Annotated in this window: 12 protein-coding genes; 8 read left to right on the forward strand and 4 right to left on the reverse strand. The window is 73.6% G+C overall.

Translation table 11 applies throughout. The features are described from left to right. Positions 1-936: PD-(D/E)XK nuclease family protein (locus MHW47_RS21385; protein ID WP_239225396.1), on the forward strand; the 936-nt coding region annotated here is incomplete at its 5' end. A 65-nt stretch (positions 937-1,001) separates the two neighbouring features. Here MHW47_RS21385 and MHW47_RS21390 read toward each other — a convergent pair. Continuing rightward, the gene (locus tag MHW47_RS21390) at positions 1,002-1,907 is read right to left on the reverse strand and encodes an SAM-dependent methyltransferase (RefSeq protein ID WP_239225397.1); all 906 of its coding nucleotides are present in this window, start codon (positions 1,905-1,907) and stop codon (positions 1,002-1,004) included. Positions 1,908-2,049: 142 nt separating this feature from the next. On the opposite strand from MHW47_RS21390, the gene MHW47_RS21395 reads away from it, so the two are divergent. Genes MHW47_RS21395 through nudC form a run of 3 tightly spaced genes read left to right on the forward strand, consistent with a single transcriptional unit; the run spans position 2,050 to position 7,752 of the window. After that, positions 2,050-5,361: an ATP-dependent DNA helicase gene (locus MHW47_RS21395; protein ID WP_239225398.1), complete on the forward strand. Its 3,312-nt coding sequence runs from the start codon at positions 2,050-2,052 to the stop codon at positions 5,359-5,361. A gap of 10 nt (positions 5,362-5,371) precedes the next feature. After that, the gene (locus MHW47_RS21400; RefSeq protein ID WP_239225399.1) at positions 5,372-6,766 is read left to right on the forward strand and encodes a dipeptidase; all 1,395 of its coding nucleotides are present in this window, start codon (positions 5,372-5,374) and stop codon (positions 6,764-6,766) included. Positions 6,767-6,804: 38 nt separating this feature from the next. Continuing rightward, positions 6,805-7,752 carry an NAD(+) diphosphatase gene (gene nudC, locus MHW47_RS21405; RefSeq protein WP_239225400.1) on the forward strand — a complete coding sequence of 316 codons (948 nt, stop codon included), beginning with the start codon at positions 6,805-6,807 and terminating at the stop codon, positions 7,750-7,752. Positions 7,753-7,829: 77 nt separating this feature from the next. On the opposite strand, the gene MHW47_RS21410 is transcribed toward nudC, so the two are convergent. Then, positions 7,830-8,087 carry a glutaredoxin domain-containing protein gene (locus tag MHW47_RS21410; RefSeq protein ID WP_239225401.1) on the reverse strand — a complete coding sequence of 86 codons (258 nt, stop codon included), beginning with the start codon at positions 8,085-8,087 and terminating at the stop codon, positions 7,830-7,832. A 280-nt stretch (positions 8,088-8,367) separates the two neighbouring features. Between MHW47_RS21410 and MHW47_RS21415 the strand changes: the two genes are divergently transcribed. The 4 genes from MHW47_RS21415 (at position 8,368) to MHW47_RS21430 (ending at position 12,008) form a co-directional block, all read left to right on the forward strand. After that, a complete protein-coding gene (locus MHW47_RS21415) occupies positions 8,368-10,602 on the forward strand; it encodes an ATP-dependent DNA helicase UvrD2 (protein WP_239225402.1) in 2,235 nt (744 codons plus the stop codon). 164 nt (positions 10,603-10,766) lie between these two features. After that, entirely contained in the window at positions 10,767-11,111 is a 345-nt protein-coding gene (locus MHW47_RS21420; RefSeq protein WP_239225403.1) for a hypothetical protein, read from the forward strand. Between the two features lie 172 nt (positions 11,112-11,283). After that, a complete protein-coding gene (locus tag MHW47_RS21425; protein WP_239225404.1) occupies positions 11,284-11,652 on the forward strand; it encodes a WhiB family transcriptional regulator in 369 nt (122 codons plus the stop codon). A 32-nt stretch (positions 11,653-11,684) separates the two neighbouring features. Further along, positions 11,685-12,008 (forward strand): hypothetical protein, encoded by a 324-nt coding sequence (locus MHW47_RS21430; RefSeq protein WP_239225407.1) that lies wholly within the window; start codon positions 11,685-11,687, stop codon positions 12,006-12,008. Positions 12,009-12,166: 158 nt separating this feature from the next. On the opposite strand, the gene MHW47_RS21435 is transcribed toward MHW47_RS21430, so the two are convergent. Together MHW47_RS21435 and MHW47_RS21440 are read right to left on the reverse strand one after the other, a co-directional pair. Beyond that, positions 12,167-13,657: an AarF/ABC1/UbiB kinase family protein gene (locus tag MHW47_RS21435; protein ID WP_239225405.1), complete on the reverse strand. Its 1,491-nt coding sequence runs from the start codon at positions 13,655-13,657 to the stop codon at positions 12,167-12,169. 41 nt (positions 13,658-13,698) lie between these two features. After that, positions 13,699-14,254: ThiF family adenylyltransferase (locus MHW47_RS21440; RefSeq protein WP_239225406.1), on the reverse strand; the 556-nt coding region annotated here is incomplete at its 5' end.

Below are 14,254 nucleotides of genomic sequence, written 5' to 3' on the forward strand. Positions count from 1 at the left end.
CGCCGCCTGGCCCGGCTGGCCGCGCTCACCGACGACGAGGGCCGCCCGCTGGTGCCCGCCGCCCACCCGGACCGCTGGTGGGGCCTGTACGAGCCGACCCGCTCCGCCGTACCGCTGCGCGACCGGGACCGGCCCGTCGCGCTCTCCGGCAGCGCGCTCGGCCAGCTCGCCCACACCTGCGCGCTCCAGTGGTTCCTCGGGCGCGAGGTGAAGGCCGACGCGCCCGCGACCGCGGCCCAGGGCTTCGGGAACGTCCTGCACGTGCTGGCCGACGAGGTGGCCTCCGGCCGTACGCCCGCCGATCTGGCCGTCCTCATGGAGCGCCTCGAATCGGTCTGGGACGGGCTCGTCTTCGACGCCCCCTGGAAGTCGCGCCAGGAGAAGGAGCAGGCCCGCGTCGCCCTGGAGCGCTTCCTGCGCTGGCACGTCATGGACCGGGGCGGCCGCACCCCCGTCGCCAGCGAGCACGACTTCGACGTGACGCTGGAGGCCGGCGCGTACGAGGTGCGCATCCGGGGCTCCATGGACCGCGTCGAGAAGGACGCCGAGGGCCGCGCCTACGTCGTCGACTTCAAGACCGGCAAGCAGGCGCCGACGAAGGACGAGGTCGATCACCACCCCCAGCTCGCCGTGTACCAGCTCGCCGTGCGGGAAGGGGCCCTCGACGACGTCTTCGGCGGTACCCGGCCCGAACCGGGCGGCGCCGAACTCGTCCAGCTGCGCCAGGCCGCCCCCAAGAAGGAGGGCGGCGACACCGCGCCCCGGGTGCAGGGGCAGGCGCCCCCGGACTCCACGTGGATCTCCGACCTGCTGGCCACCGCGGCGGGGCGCGTCCTGGACGAACGGTTCACCCCCACGACCGGCCAGCACTGCGGGCACTGCGCCTTCAAAGCATCGTGCAGCGCGCGGCCGGAGGGCCGCCACGTCCTGGAGTAGGGCGCCGGCCCGGGAGTCGCGCGCTGTCCTGGGGTAGGGCGCTGGTCCTGGAATAGGGCCGCGGCCTACGCCTTGCGGGCCACCAGGCCGTACACGCTGACGTCCGCGTCCGTGACGTCGTTGATGTCCCGGTAGCGCGTACGGTCCAGCTCGTCCAGGCCCGCGATGAACTCCGGGTCCGGGTACCGGGCCTCCGGCAGGTCCACGACCCGCTCGGGACGCCAGCGGTGCACGGGCACGATGCCGGGCTCCAGCAGCTCCAGGCCGTTGTCGGTGACGAAGCGCTCCATCTGGGCGTACGAGCGGCGCACCATGGCGAAACCGCGCTCCGCGAACGCCTTGGTGACGCTGCCGACCTGCTCCTCGTTGAGGTCGGAGCTGACGTTGCTGAGGACGAGGAGGCTGCCCGGCGCCAGGGCGTCCAGGAGCGTGCGCACCACCGGGTAGGCGGTCTCGTCCTCGATGAAGTGGGTCACCGCCGCCAGCACCAGGGCGACCGGTCGGCCGAGGTCCAGCGTGCGCCGGGCGGCCTCCAGAATCCGGTCCGGCTCCCGCAGGTCCGCCTCGATGTAGTCGGTGCGGCCCTCGGGACCGCTGGTGAGCAGGGCCTGCGCGTGCACCAGGACGACCGGGTCGTTGTCCACGTAGACCACCCGGGACTCGGGCGCGATGCCCTGCGCGATCTGGTGCACGTTCTGCTGGGTCGGCAGACCGGTGCCGACGTCCAGGAACTGCCGGATGCCCTCCTTGGCCGCGAGGGTCACAGCCCGCCGCATGAAGTCCCGGTTGTGCCGCACGGTGAGGTAGCCGCGCGGATGAGCGGCCAGCGCCATCCGCGCCGCCTCGCGGTCGGCCGGATAGTTGTCCTTGCCGCCGAGGAAGACGTCGTAGACCCGCGCGGGGTGCGCCCTGGTCGTATCGATGCGCTTCCTCAGCTCGGTGGCGTCGGGGGCGGATGCGTCGGCGCTCATATGACCGTCCTCATAAGGCTGTTGGTGCGACCAGCAGACAATTTAGACCCGTACGGGTGTGACGGGCGCCACCGGGAGCGGGCCGGTCCGGGGAGTTCTCCGGCTTCGCGGGTTGTCGGCGGCGCCGGTTAGCCTCTGTGGAGTGTCCCCGCGCCTGACCGATACCGAGCAGCTCAAGGAGCTCCTCGGTATCCCCTTCACCCCGGAGCAGACGGCCTGCATCACCGCGCCGCCCGCCCCGCAGGTGATCGTGGCCGGAGCCGGGTCGGGCAAGACGACGGTGATGGCCGCCCGCGTGGTGTGGCTGGTCGGCACCGGCCAGGTCGCCCCCGAACAGGTCCTCGGGCTCACCTTCACCAACAAGGCCGCCGGAGAGCTGGCCGAACGCGTCCGCAAGGCCCTCGTCGCCGCCGGCGTCACCGACCCGGACGCGATCGACCCGGACAACCCGCCCGGCGAACCCGGCATCTCCACGTACCACGCCTTCGCCGGACGGCTGCTCACCGAGCACGGGCTGCGCATCGGCCTCGAACCCGGCACCCGCCTCCTCGCCGACGCCACCCGCTACCAGCTCGCCGCCCGCGTGCTGCGCGAGGCCCCCGGCCCCTACCCGGCCCTGACCCGGTCCTTCCCCACCCTCGTCAGCGACCTCCTCGCCCTCGACGCCGAACTCGCGGAACACCTCGTGCCCCCCGAGCGGCTCGACGCGTACGACGCCGAACTGCTGCGCACGCTGGAGACCGCCAGGCTCAGCAACGCCGAGCTGCGGAAGATCCCCGAGACCGCCGGGGCCCGCCGCGAACTGCTCGCCCTGACCCGCCGCTACCGCGAGGCCAAGCGCAGCCGCGACCTCCTCGACTTCGGCGACCAGATCGCCCTCTCCGCCGAGCTGGCCCTCACCCGCCCCGAGGTCGGCACCATCCTGCGCGACACCTACCGGGTCGTCCTGCTCGACGAGTACCAGGACACCTCCGTCGCCCAGCGCCTCCTGCTCTCCGCCCTCTTCGGCAGCGGCCCCGGCGACCAGCCCACCGGACACGCCGTCACCGCCGTCGGCGACCCCTGCCAGGCCATCTACGGCTGGCGCGGCGCCTCCGTCGCCAACCTCGACGACTTCCCCCGCCACTTCCCGCACGCCGACGGCACCCCCGCCCCCCGCTACGCCCTCAGCGAGAACCGCCGCAGCGGCGGCCGCCTCCTCCAGCTCGCCAACGGACTCGCCGCCCCCCTGCGCGCCATGCACGAGGGCGTCGAGGCCCTGCGCCCGGCCCCCGGCGCCGAACGCGACGGAACCGTCCGCTGCGCCCTGCTGCCCACCCACGCCGACGAGATCGCCTGGCTCGCCGACTCCCTCGCCCACCTGGTGCGCACCGGCAAGGCGCCCGGCGAGATCGCCGTCCTGTGCCGCACGGCCGGGGACTTCCCGGAGATCCAGGCGGCGCTGGTCGCCCGCGACATCCCCGTCGAGGTCGTCGGCCTCTCCGGACTGCTGCACCTGCCCGAGGTCGCCGACCTCGTCGCCGTCTGCGAGGTCCTCCAGGACCCCGGCGCCAACGCCGCCCTGGTCCGGCTGCTCACCGGCCCCCGCTGGCGGATCGGCCCCCGCGACCTGGCCCTGCTCGGCCGCCGCGCCCGCCTCCTCGTCCACCGCGCCACCCACGGCGACGAGGACCACGACCCCGAACGCCGGCTCGCCGAGGCCGTCGAAGGGGTGGACCCGGCCGAGGTGATCTCCCTCGCCGACGCCCTGGACACCTTCCTGGACGGCGGCGGCGAGGAGGACGACGGGCTGCCGTTCTCCGCCGAGGCCCGCGTCCGCTTCGCCCGCCTCGCCGCCGAACTGCGCGAGCTGCGCCGCTCCCTCGCGGACCCCCTGATGGACGTCCTGCACCGGGTCCTGGCCACCACAGGCCTTGAGGTCGAGCTGTCCGCCTCCCCGCAGGGTCTCGCCGCCCGCCGCCGCGAGACCCTCGGCAACTTCCTGGACGTCGCCGCCCGCTTCGCCGCCGTGGACGGCGAGGCCACCCTCCTCGCCTTCCTCGGCTTCCTGCGCACCGCCGTCCAGTACGAGAAGGGCCTGGACAACGCCCTGCCTGGCGGCGAGAACACCGTCAAGGTCCTCACCGCCCACAAGTCCAAGGGCCTCGAATGGGACGTCGTCGCCGTGCCCGGACTGGTCACCGGCCAGTTCCCCAGCGGCCAGTCCCGCGACGCCTGGACCGCCCAGGCGAAGGTCCTCCCGCACGCCCTGCGCGGCGACGCGGCCACCCTGCCCGCCCTGGACGGCTACGACGCCAAGGGCCTCAAGGACTTCAAGGCCGAGATGAAGGAGCACCAGCACACCGAGGAGCTGCGCCTCGGCTACGTCACCTTCACCCGCCCCCGCACCCTGCTACTCGGCTCCGGCCACTGGTGGGGCCCCAGCCAGAAGAAGCCGCGCGGCCCGTCCCCCTTCCTGCACGCCCTGTACGAGCACTGCGCCGCCGGGTACGGCGAGATCGAGGTCTGGGCCGACGCCCCGGACGAGACCGACGAGAATCCGGCCCTGGCCGACGCCGCGGCCGACCACGCCTGGCCGCTCCCGCTGGACGCGACCGCCCTGGCCCGGCGCCGGGCTGCGGCAAGCACGGTCCTGGAGCTGCTGTCCGGCCCGGCCGAAGCGGCGGCGCCCGGTCCGGACGGGGAGCCGTCGCCCGACGACGCGCTGTCCCCGCCGGCCGCCCACGTCCCGACGCCCCGCCCGCCCGCCGACCTCACCCCCGAGGAGGCCCGCACCCTCGCCTCCTGGGACCGCGACCTGGACGCCCTCACCGGGGAGCTGCGCCGGGCCCGCGCCACCGTGCGCGACGTCCTCGTCCCCGCCTCGCTCTCCGCCACCCAGCTGCTGCGCCTCGCCGACGACCCGGACGCCTTCGCGCGGGAGCTGGCCCGCCCCATGCCCCGCCCGCCCCAGCCGGCCGCCCGCCGGGGCACCCGCTTCCACGCCTGGGTGGAGTCCCGCTTCGAGGAGCTGCCGCTGCCCATGCTCGGCCCCGACGAGCTGCCCGGCGGCGACGAGACGGACACCGACATCGCCGACGAGCGGGACCTCGCCGAGCTGAAGGAAGCCTTCGAGCGCACCCCGTACGCCCGCCGCACCCCGTACCGGGTGGAGACGCCGTTCCAGATCACGCTGGCCGGCCGGGTGGTGCGCGGCCGCATCGACGCGGTGTACCGCACGGGCGACACGTACGAGATCGTCGACTGGAAGACCGGCCGCACCCACACCGCCGACCCGCTCCAGCTCGCCGTCTACCGGCTGGCCTGGGCCGAACTGCACGGACTGCCGCTGGAGGACGTCACCGCCACCTTCCTCTTCGTCCGCACCGGAGAGGCCGTACGCCCGGCCTCGCTGCCCGGCCGCAGGGAGCTGGAGCGCATCCTCCTGGACGAGCCACCTCCGTCGGCCCGATAAGCTGAAGGTCATGAGCGACACCCCGGACAGCGCCGTCCGTACGTACACCGAGCAGCACCGCACAGCCTTCCTCGACGACCTCGCCGAGTGGCTGCGCATCCCCTCCGTATCCGCTCAGCCGGAGCACGAGGGCGACGTACGGCGCAGCGCCGAGTGGCTGTCCGCCAAGCTGAAGGAGACCGGTTTCCCGGTCACCGAGGTGTGGGAGACGGCCGGGGCGCCCGCCGTCTTCGCCGCGTGGCCGTCCGACGACCCGGCCGCCCCCACCGTCCTCGTGTACGGCCACCACGACGTCCAGCCCGCCGCCCGCGAGGACGGCTGGAGCGGCGAACCGTTCGAGCCGGTGATCCGCGACGGCCGGATGTACGGACGCGGCGCCGCCGACGACAAGGGGCAGGTGTTCTTCCACACCCTCGGCGTCCGGGCCCACCTCGCCGCCACCGGCCGCACCAGCCCCGCCGTCCACCTCAAGCTCGTGATCGAGGGCGAGGAGGAGTCCGGCTCCCCGCACTTCCGCGACCTGGTCGAGCGGCACGCCGACCGGCTCGCCGCCGATGCCGTGATCGTCTCCGACACCGGCATGTGGAACGAGACCACCCCCACCGTCTGCGTGGGGACGCGCGGCCTCGCCGAGTGCGAGATCGAGCTGCGCGGCCCCGACCAGGACATCCACTCGGGCTCGTTCGGCGGCGCCGTCCCCAACCCGGCCACCGAGATCGCCCGCCTCGTCGCCGCGCTCCACGACGCGGACGGACGGGTCGCGATCCCCGGCTTCTACGACGGTGTGACCCCCCTCACCGCGACCGAACGCGCGCTCCTCGCCGAACTGCCCTTCGACGAGGCCGACTGGCTGCGCACCGCCAGGTCCCGCGCCGCGTCCGGCGAGGCCGGGTACTCCACGCTGGAGCGGATCTGGGCCCGCCCCACCGCCGAGGTCAACGGCATCGGCGGCGGCTACCAGGGCGAGGGCAGCAAAACCATCATCCCCTCCTCCGCCCGTGCCAAGATCAGCTTCCGCCTGGTCGCCGGCCAGGACCCCGACCACGTCGAACGGGCCGTCCGCGACTGGGCCGAGGCCCGCGTCCCGGCCGGGATCGACCAGCGCATCACCTTCCTGCCCGCCATCCGTCCCTGCCTCACGCCCCTGGACCACCCGGCGCTGCAGGCCGTGGCCCGCGCCATGGGCCGGGCGTTCGGCCGGAAGGTCCTCTTCACCCGCGAAGGGGGCTCCGGACCCGCCGCCGACCTCCAGGACGTGCTCGGCGCGCCCGTCCTCTTCCTCGGCATCTCCGTACCGTCCGACGGCTGGCACGCCCCCGACGAGAAGGTCGAACTGGACCTGCTGTTCAAGGGCGCCGAGACCGCGGCCCACCTCTGGAGCGACCTGGCGGCCGCCCTCCGCTGAATTCTCTGAACGCCCGACCGGGGGAGTAGGAACCACCTGTGAGCACCTTCGACATCGCCACACCGGACCGGCCCATCGGTCTGACCGCGCCGAGCGGCATCGACCGCGCGGCGCACCACCGCCTCGACGAGGCATGGCTGTCAGCCGCGTGGAGCCACCCCACGACCAGGGTCTTCGTCGTCTCCGGCGGCCAGGTGCTGATCGACGACACGGACGACGGCACCGAGCTGGTGATGACACCGGCCTTCGAGGCCCCCGTCACCGAGACCCACCGCTACTTCCTCGGCACCGACGCCGACGGCGTCAGCTACTTCGCGCTCCAGAAGGACACCCTGCCCGGCCGCATGGACCAGTCGGCGCGCCCGGCCGGCCTGCGCGAGGCGGGGCTGCTCCTCGGCCCGCGCGACGCCGCCCTGATGGCCCACGCGGTGGCCCTGGAGAACTGGCAGCGGCTGCACCGCTTCTGCTCCCGCTGCGGCGAGCGCACGGTGATCGCGGCGGCCGGCCACATCCGCCGCTGCCCGGCCTGCGGCGCCGAGCACTACCCGCGCACGGACCCGGCCGTCATCATGCTCGTCACCGACGACCAGGACCGCGCCCTGCTCGGCCGCCAGGTGCACTGGCCCGAGGGCCGCTTCTCCACGCTCGCCGGATTCGTCGAGCCCGGCGAGTCGATCGAGCAGTCCGTGGCCCGCGAGGTCTTCGAGGAGGCCGGCATCACGGTCGGCGAGGTCGAGTACATCGCCAGCCAGCCCTGGCCCTTCCCGTCCAGCCTGATGCTGGGCTTCATGGCCCGCGCCGAGACGTACGACATCCACGTGGACGGCGAGGAGATCGAGGAGGCGCGCTGGTTCTCCCGCGAGGAGCTGACCGCCGCCTTCGAGTCGGGCGAGATGCTGCCGCCGTTCGGCATCTCGATCGCCTCCCGGCTGATCGAGATGTGGTACGGCAAGCCGCTCCCGAAGCCGGTACGCACGGGGGCCTGAGGGCCCCGGAACCGGCACCGCCGCCCCCTCCGGCGCGCTGACCGGAGGAGACGGCGGGTGGCCGTGCGGGCGCGGGGTCAGGCCCCGAGGGCCTGCTTCACCTGGGCCAGGCTCGGGTTGGTCATGACGACGTCCTCGCCGCCGCCGGCGGGAACCACCAGGACGGTCGGAACCGTCTGGTTTCCGCCATTGGCCTTCTCGACGAAGGCCGCCGACTCCGGGTCCTGCTCGATGTTGATCTCGGTGTAGGGGATGCCCTCGCGGTCCATCTGGCCCTTCAGCCGACGGCAGTAGCCGCACCACGTGGTGCTGTACATCGTCACAGTGCCCGGCATGTCTTCGCGCTCCTCTGTCTCATCGGTCCCGGCAGCTCCGCCACACCCGTCGGCCCCCGACGGCACGTCCGGTGCGTCACACGGGGGCGGGGCGTGCGCTGCCGCACGTCAGGAGAACGTACGGCGTGCGGCCACCATTCCCGGCGCCGGGGGCCGTACGGGCCGGGGCCCGCGCGCCCCGCTCCAGTGGCCGGGACCGGCCCGCCGCGCGGTACGACAAGCATCCCGCCCCTGTGGACGACCGCCGCGCCCGCCCCGGACGACCTGGCAGCATGGCGGGGTGACATCAGCAACGCACTCCACCCTCTTCCCACGCGTCCCGGACAGCGCGGACGCCGTCCTGGAAGGGCTCGACCCCGAACAGCGCGAGGTCGCGACGGCCCTGCGCGGCCCGGTGTGCGTGCTGGCCGGAGCCGGTACGGGCAAGACGCGGGCCATCACGCACCGCATCGCGTACGGGGTGCGCGCGGGGATTCTCCAGCCGTCGAGCGTGCTGGCCGTCACCTTCACCAACCGGGCGGCCGGCGAGATGCGCGGCCGGCTCCGCCAGCTCGGCGCCGGCGGGGTGCAGGCCCGGACCTTCCACTCCGCGGCGCTGCGACAGCTCCAGTACTTCTGGCCGAAAGCGGTCGGTGGCGAGCTGCCCCGGCTCCTCGAACGCAAGGTGCAGCTGGTGGCCGAGGCGGCGGCCCGGTGCCGGCTCCGGCTCGACCGCAACGAACTGCGCGACGTCACGAGCGAGATCGAGTGGGCCAAGGTCACCCAGACCGTCCCCGCCGACTACCCGGCCATGGTCGCCAAGGCCCAGCGCGAGGCCCCCCGCGACCCGGCGGAGATCGCCAAGGTCTACGAGACGTACGAGGAGCTGAAGCGCGAGCGCACGGTGATCGACTTCGAGGACGTGCTGCTCCTCACCGTCGGCATCCTCCAGGACCGGCACGACATCGCCGACCACGTACGCCGCCAGTACCAGCACTTCGTCGTCGACGAGTACCAGGACGTCAGCCCGCTCCAGCAGCGGCTCCTCGACCTGTGGCTCGGCGACCGGGACAGCCTCTGCGTCGTCGGCGACGCCGGGCAGACCATCTACTCCTTCACCGGCGCCACCCCCGAGCACCTGCTGGACTTCCGTACCCGCCACCCCGGCGCCACCGTCGTCAAGCTCGTCCGGGACTACCGCTCCACCCCGCAGGTCGTCCACCTCGCCAACGGGGTGCTCGCCCAGGCCACCGGCCGCGCCGCCGAGCACCGGCTCGACCTGGTCTCGCAGCGCGACGGCGGACCCGAGCCCGCCTTCGTGGAGTACGCGGACGAGCCCGCCGAGGCCGAGGGCACCGCCCGCCGCGTCCGCGACCTGATCGCGGCGGGCGTCCCGGCCGGTGAGATCGCGATCCTCTACCGGGTCAACGCCCAGTCCGAGGTGTACGAGCAGGCCCTCGCGGACGCCGGAGTGCCCTACCAGCTGAGGGGCGCCGAGCGGTTTTTCGAGCGCCCGGAGGTCCGCGAGGCGGGCGTCGCCCTGCGCGGCGCGGCCCGCGCCGGGGGCAACGATCCCCTCCTGGACCACGCGGACGGGCTGTCCGCCGAGGTGCGGGCGGTGCTGTCCACGAAGGGCTGGCACGGCGAGCCGCCCGCCGGGTCCGGAGCGGTGCGGGACCGCTGGGAGTCCCTGGCCGCCCTGGTCCGGCTCGCCGAGGACTTCGAACGCGCCAAGCCGGGGGCCACTCTCTCCGACCTCGTCGCCGAACTCGACGAGCGGGCCGCCGCCCAGCACGCGCCGACCGTCCAGGGCGTCACCCTGGCCTCGCTGCACTCCGCGAAGGGCCTGGAATGGGACGCCGTGTTCCTCGTCGGGCTGACCGAGGGCATGATGCCGATCACCTACGCGAAGACGCCGGAGCAGATCGAGGAGGAGCGCCGCCTCCTCTACGTCGGCGTCACCCGCGCCCGGCTCCACCTCACCCTGTCGTGGTCGCTGTCCCGGTCGCCCGGCGGACGCCCCGGACGACGGCCGACCCGCTTCCTGAACGGGCTGCGCCCCGGCTCCACGGGCCCCGGCGGCCGGAGCGCGCCGGGTGCGCCGGGAGGCGCGGGCGTCTGGAGCGGCAGCGGGTCCACCGGCGGCTCCGGCGGCGACGGACGGCCGGCCGGGGTCCGGCGCAGGCCCAGGGGGCCCGCCCGGTGCCGGGTCTGCGGCAAGACCCTGACGGCCGCCGGCGAGATGAAGCTGATGCGCTGCGACGACTGCCCCTCCGACATGGACGAGGCGCTGTACGAGCGGCTGCACGACTGGCGGGCAGCCCGGGCCAGGGAGATCGGCCAGCCCGCCTACTGCGTGTTCACCGACCGGACCCTGATGGCGATCGCGGAGGCGGTGCCGGCCACGGAGGGCGAACTGGCCGGGATCTCCGGGGTCGGCGCACGGAAGCTGGGCCGCTTCGGCGCCGCCGTTCTGGACATCTGCGCAGGTGGAGATGGACGCGCCGACGACGCGGACGGTTCCCGCGAGACGTGAGAAAAACTCGTCGGAAAAATAGTTTGCGCCCGCCCCAGTCGTCACCATAGGTTCTTAACCACGGAAACAGCGGCTTCTCTGGAGCCCTGGTTCCGTGCTGTACTTATCCGAATACGCAGGACCGGCTCGCCGGTCCCCCGAGACGCCGAGAGGAGGCGATTGAAGTGATCAGCATCATCGAGACCCAGAAAATGACCGATCTCTCGGTCGTCTCCGCCTGCTCGCTCGGCGATCTCGCCCGCTCCCCGAAGTCCACCCTGCGCGCCACCGGTGTGTCCGGCGTCTCCGCCGTCATCCCGATGTCCCTGGCCGGTCTTCCCGTGCGGGAGCGCAATGAGCGACCGACCCAGGCACCGGCAGCAGCAGTAGCGAAGGGACAGGCCTCGGCCTATGCCTTTGCGGCCGTCGGTGCGGGAGCGGAAGCCGGCGTCACCGAGCAGACGAAGCAGCACCAGCACCACACGATGTGGGCCTTCCGTGGGCCTGAACCCTGGAGTGATCCAGCCTGACCAAGATCAGGCCGGCGCCTTCAGGGCCGCGGAACCCCACTCGGGAACCGCGGCCCTTTTGTTTTGTCCGAACGGACGAGACGACGTGAAGGAGCCTCGGGAAAGCAGGACCTGGTACCCAGCCGCCCCCCGGCCAACAGGCCGGAAACGACCAGACGAGGACACCACCACCGTGCAACTCGACACGCACGCCCCGTCCGTACCGCCTTCCGACACGATCTCCCCGCCCGGCCTCACGGAGGACTCCACCTTGACCCCCCTCACCGCGCTCACCGCGCTCGACGACGCCATCGAGAACCTCGGCGTGCCCGTTCCCTGCCGCGCCTACGACCCGGAGGTCTTCTTCGCCGAGTCCCCGGCCGACGTCGAGTACGCCAAGTCGCTCTGCCGCACCTGCCCGCTCGTCGAGGCCTGCCTGGCCGGCGCCAAGGAGCGCCGCGAGCCGTGGGGCGTCTGGGGAGGCGAGCTGTTCATCCAGGGCGTCGTCGTCGCCCGGAAGCGGCCCCGGGGCCGTCCGCGCAAGAACCCGGTCGCAGCGTGATCGCCGACCTGGGGGTCACGGCCCCCAAGCCCATGAAGCGCATCGGAACCATCGACCGTCCCCTCACTCACGATCCCCGAAACCAGGCCCCCATGTCCCTCCCCACCTCCGAGCCGGCCGGCTCCGCGACCCAGGACGTCACCCTCATCGGCGCGAGCGACTCGCGTCAGAACAGGACCCGCGAAATGCAACTCATCCCAGAAGCTCTGGCTCGTGCGCATATGCACGACCGCATGCGTGAAGCCGACGCGGACCGTCAGGCCCTCCGCCTGATCTCCGCGCGGCGGATGCAGCGCCGGGCCGAGCGCGCCTCGATGCGCGCCCGCCGAGCGCTGGCCATGGCCGTCATGCACTGAGCGGACGCGCCCGCCACGGAGGCTCCCGCCGGAGCGCAGCCGCTCTCTGCGCCCGGCGGGCCGAACACCTCCGGCACCACACGCATCGGTACCCCTGCCTCGGGGCCGGTCCCTCCACGGGGACCGGCCCCGAGGCCGTTGAGAGAGAAACGCCCTCGCTAGCCCGCGTCCACGGCTTCGGCCGAGGTGTCCTCCGCGCCCGTGCCCTGCTGCGCGGGCAGGCTCTCGCGCGCCCCCGCGTCCCCCGGCTCCGCACCGTCCTCCTCCGCCTCCTCCGGCGGCAGGAAGCCCGGCAGCCAGGACTCCAGCTCGTCGCGCAGCCGGACCGTCGCACCGAGCTGGCACAGCACCCCGATCGTGCTCAGGGTCACCCGGTGTATCAACAGGTACGACGGCGGCAGGTTCAACTGCTTGCCCAACTGGTGGGCGGGGGAGCGCGGATCCGCTATCCGGGCGGCCTGATTGCGCAGCCAGCTCCGGCTGAACGTGAACTCCTCCACCGCGGCCGGCTCGATGATCGGCAGCAGGTAGTCCAGCACCGCGTCCGGCTCCAGGTCGATGGAGTCCTTGACGAACCCCTCCGCCCGCAGCATCTCGTACACCGCTTCCGCGTCGCCCCGCAGCGCCAGCCGCAACGCGTCTCCGATGGTCTGGGGCAGCCCGCCCGGCAACCGGTCCACCGTCCCGAAGTCGAGCACCCCCAGCCGCCACGAGCCCGGGTCCTCGGCGTCCGCGCCCTCCCCGGCCCCCTCGTCCGCGCCGTCCGCCCCGTCCGGGGGCAGCAGCCGGAAGTTGCCCGGATGCGGGTCGGCGTGCAGCAGCCCCGTGCGCGCGGGGCCCGAGAAGAGGAACCGGGCGAGCAACTGGCCGGCCCGGTCGCGCTGAGCGGCCGTGCCCCCGGCGATCACCTCGGCCAGCGGCACACCGTCGATCCACTCGGTGACCAGGACCTGAGCAGACTGGTGGACCACCTCGGGCACCACCACATCGGGGTCCTCGGCGAACTCCTCCGCGTGCGCCCGCTGGGACAGGGCCTCCTGCTCGTAGTCCAGCTCCTCCGACACCCGGTCGCGCAACTCGGTGATCAGGGGCTTGATGTCCATGCCCGGCACCAGCGGCCCCAGCAGCCGGGCGAACCGGCTGAGCTGCGTCAGGTCCGACAGCAGCGCGTCGCCCGCACCGGGGTACTGCACCTTCACGGCCACGTCCCGGCCGTCGTGCCACACCGCCCGGTGCACCTGGCCGATCGAGGCGGCGGCCGCCGGCTGGTCGTCGAAGGTCAGGAACAGCTCGCGCCAGTCCTCGCCGAGCCGCTCCGCCAGCACCGCGTGCACCGTGGCACTCGGCAGGGGCGGGGCGGCCTCCTGGAGCTTGGTCAGGGCCGCGCGGTAAGGCCCCGCAACCTCCTCGGGCAGCGCGGACTCGAAGACGGAGAGGGCCTGGCCGAGCTTCATCGCCCCGCCCTTCAACTCACCGAGCACCTTGAACAGCTGGTCGGCGGTGCGCTGCTGCACCTCACGCGCCACCAGCTCCGCCGACTTGCCGCCGATGCGCTTGCCCAGACCCCAGGTGGCGCGGCCGGCGAACCCCAAAGGCAGCGCGGCCAGTTTGGCGGTACGGGTGACCGCCTTCCGGGGAAGATCAGACATATGCCCCTCCAGTTCCCAGACTGCCGCGCTGCGTGCGGCGGTTACCCGGCCATTGTGTCGTGCGCCGTACCGGCTTCGGAGGCTCGGACCCCCTCAGTTTGACCGGCGGCCCCACAGGGGCAGTCGAGATGTGCCCCGATCCGCCGCGACCTCCAGTCCAACAGCGGCAACGCGGCCTCCCACCGGGCGCCCGTGCTCGCGGGCAACTCGCCGTCGAGGAAGGACAACGCGTGCGCCGCCGCCAGCCCGGCCACCGCCGTCGCCAGGCCGAGGTCGCACGCCTGCGCGGCCCGGCGCCGCCCGGACTGCCACTGCGCCAGCATCCGCGGCCACTGGCGGTCCCGGTCGCGCCGGTTCAGATGGAGGCAGCCCGCGCAGGCCGTGCCGCCGGGCAGGACCAGCGGCCCGACGAACCCGGTCGCCTCCAGCACCCCCGCGTACAGATGGGGGGTGCCCGAGGCGACCCACGGCTCGGCGGTGCCCGGATCGGGGACGTACCCGCCGAAGCCGTCGCGCGGGGCGACCACGATCAGGGAGAGCCCGGGCTCCCGCGCGCCCGGCCCGGCGCCCCCGGCCCCCGGTGCCCGCGGCCCCGGA

Source organism: Streptomyces sp. OfavH-34-F, assembly GCF_022347745.1.
In the GTDB taxonomy this organism is placed as follows: domain Bacteria; phylum Actinomycetota; class Actinomycetes; order Streptomycetales; family Streptomycetaceae; genus Streptomyces.

Excerpts from the sequence above, each read along its gene's own strand:
- MHW47_RS21390 (WP_239225397.1), bottom strand. The coding sequence starts at position 1,907 with ATGAGCGCCGACGCATCCGCCCCCGACGCCACCGAGCTGAGGAAGCGC.
- MHW47_RS21400 (WP_239225399.1), top strand. The coding sequence starts at position 5,372 with ATGAGCGACACCCCGGACAGCGCCGTCCGTACGTACACCGAGCAGCAC.
- MHW47_RS21410 (WP_239225401.1), bottom strand. The coding sequence starts at position 8,087 with ATGCCGGGCACTGTGACGATGTACAGCACCACGTGGTGCGGCTACTGC.
- MHW47_RS21430 (WP_239225407.1), top strand. The coding sequence starts at position 11,685 with ATGAAGCGCATCGGAACCATCGACCGTCCCCTCACTCACGATCCCCGA.
- MHW47_RS21435 (WP_239225405.1), bottom strand. The coding sequence starts at position 13,657 with ATGTCTGATCTTCCCCGGAAGGCGGTCACCCGTACCGCCAAACTGGCC.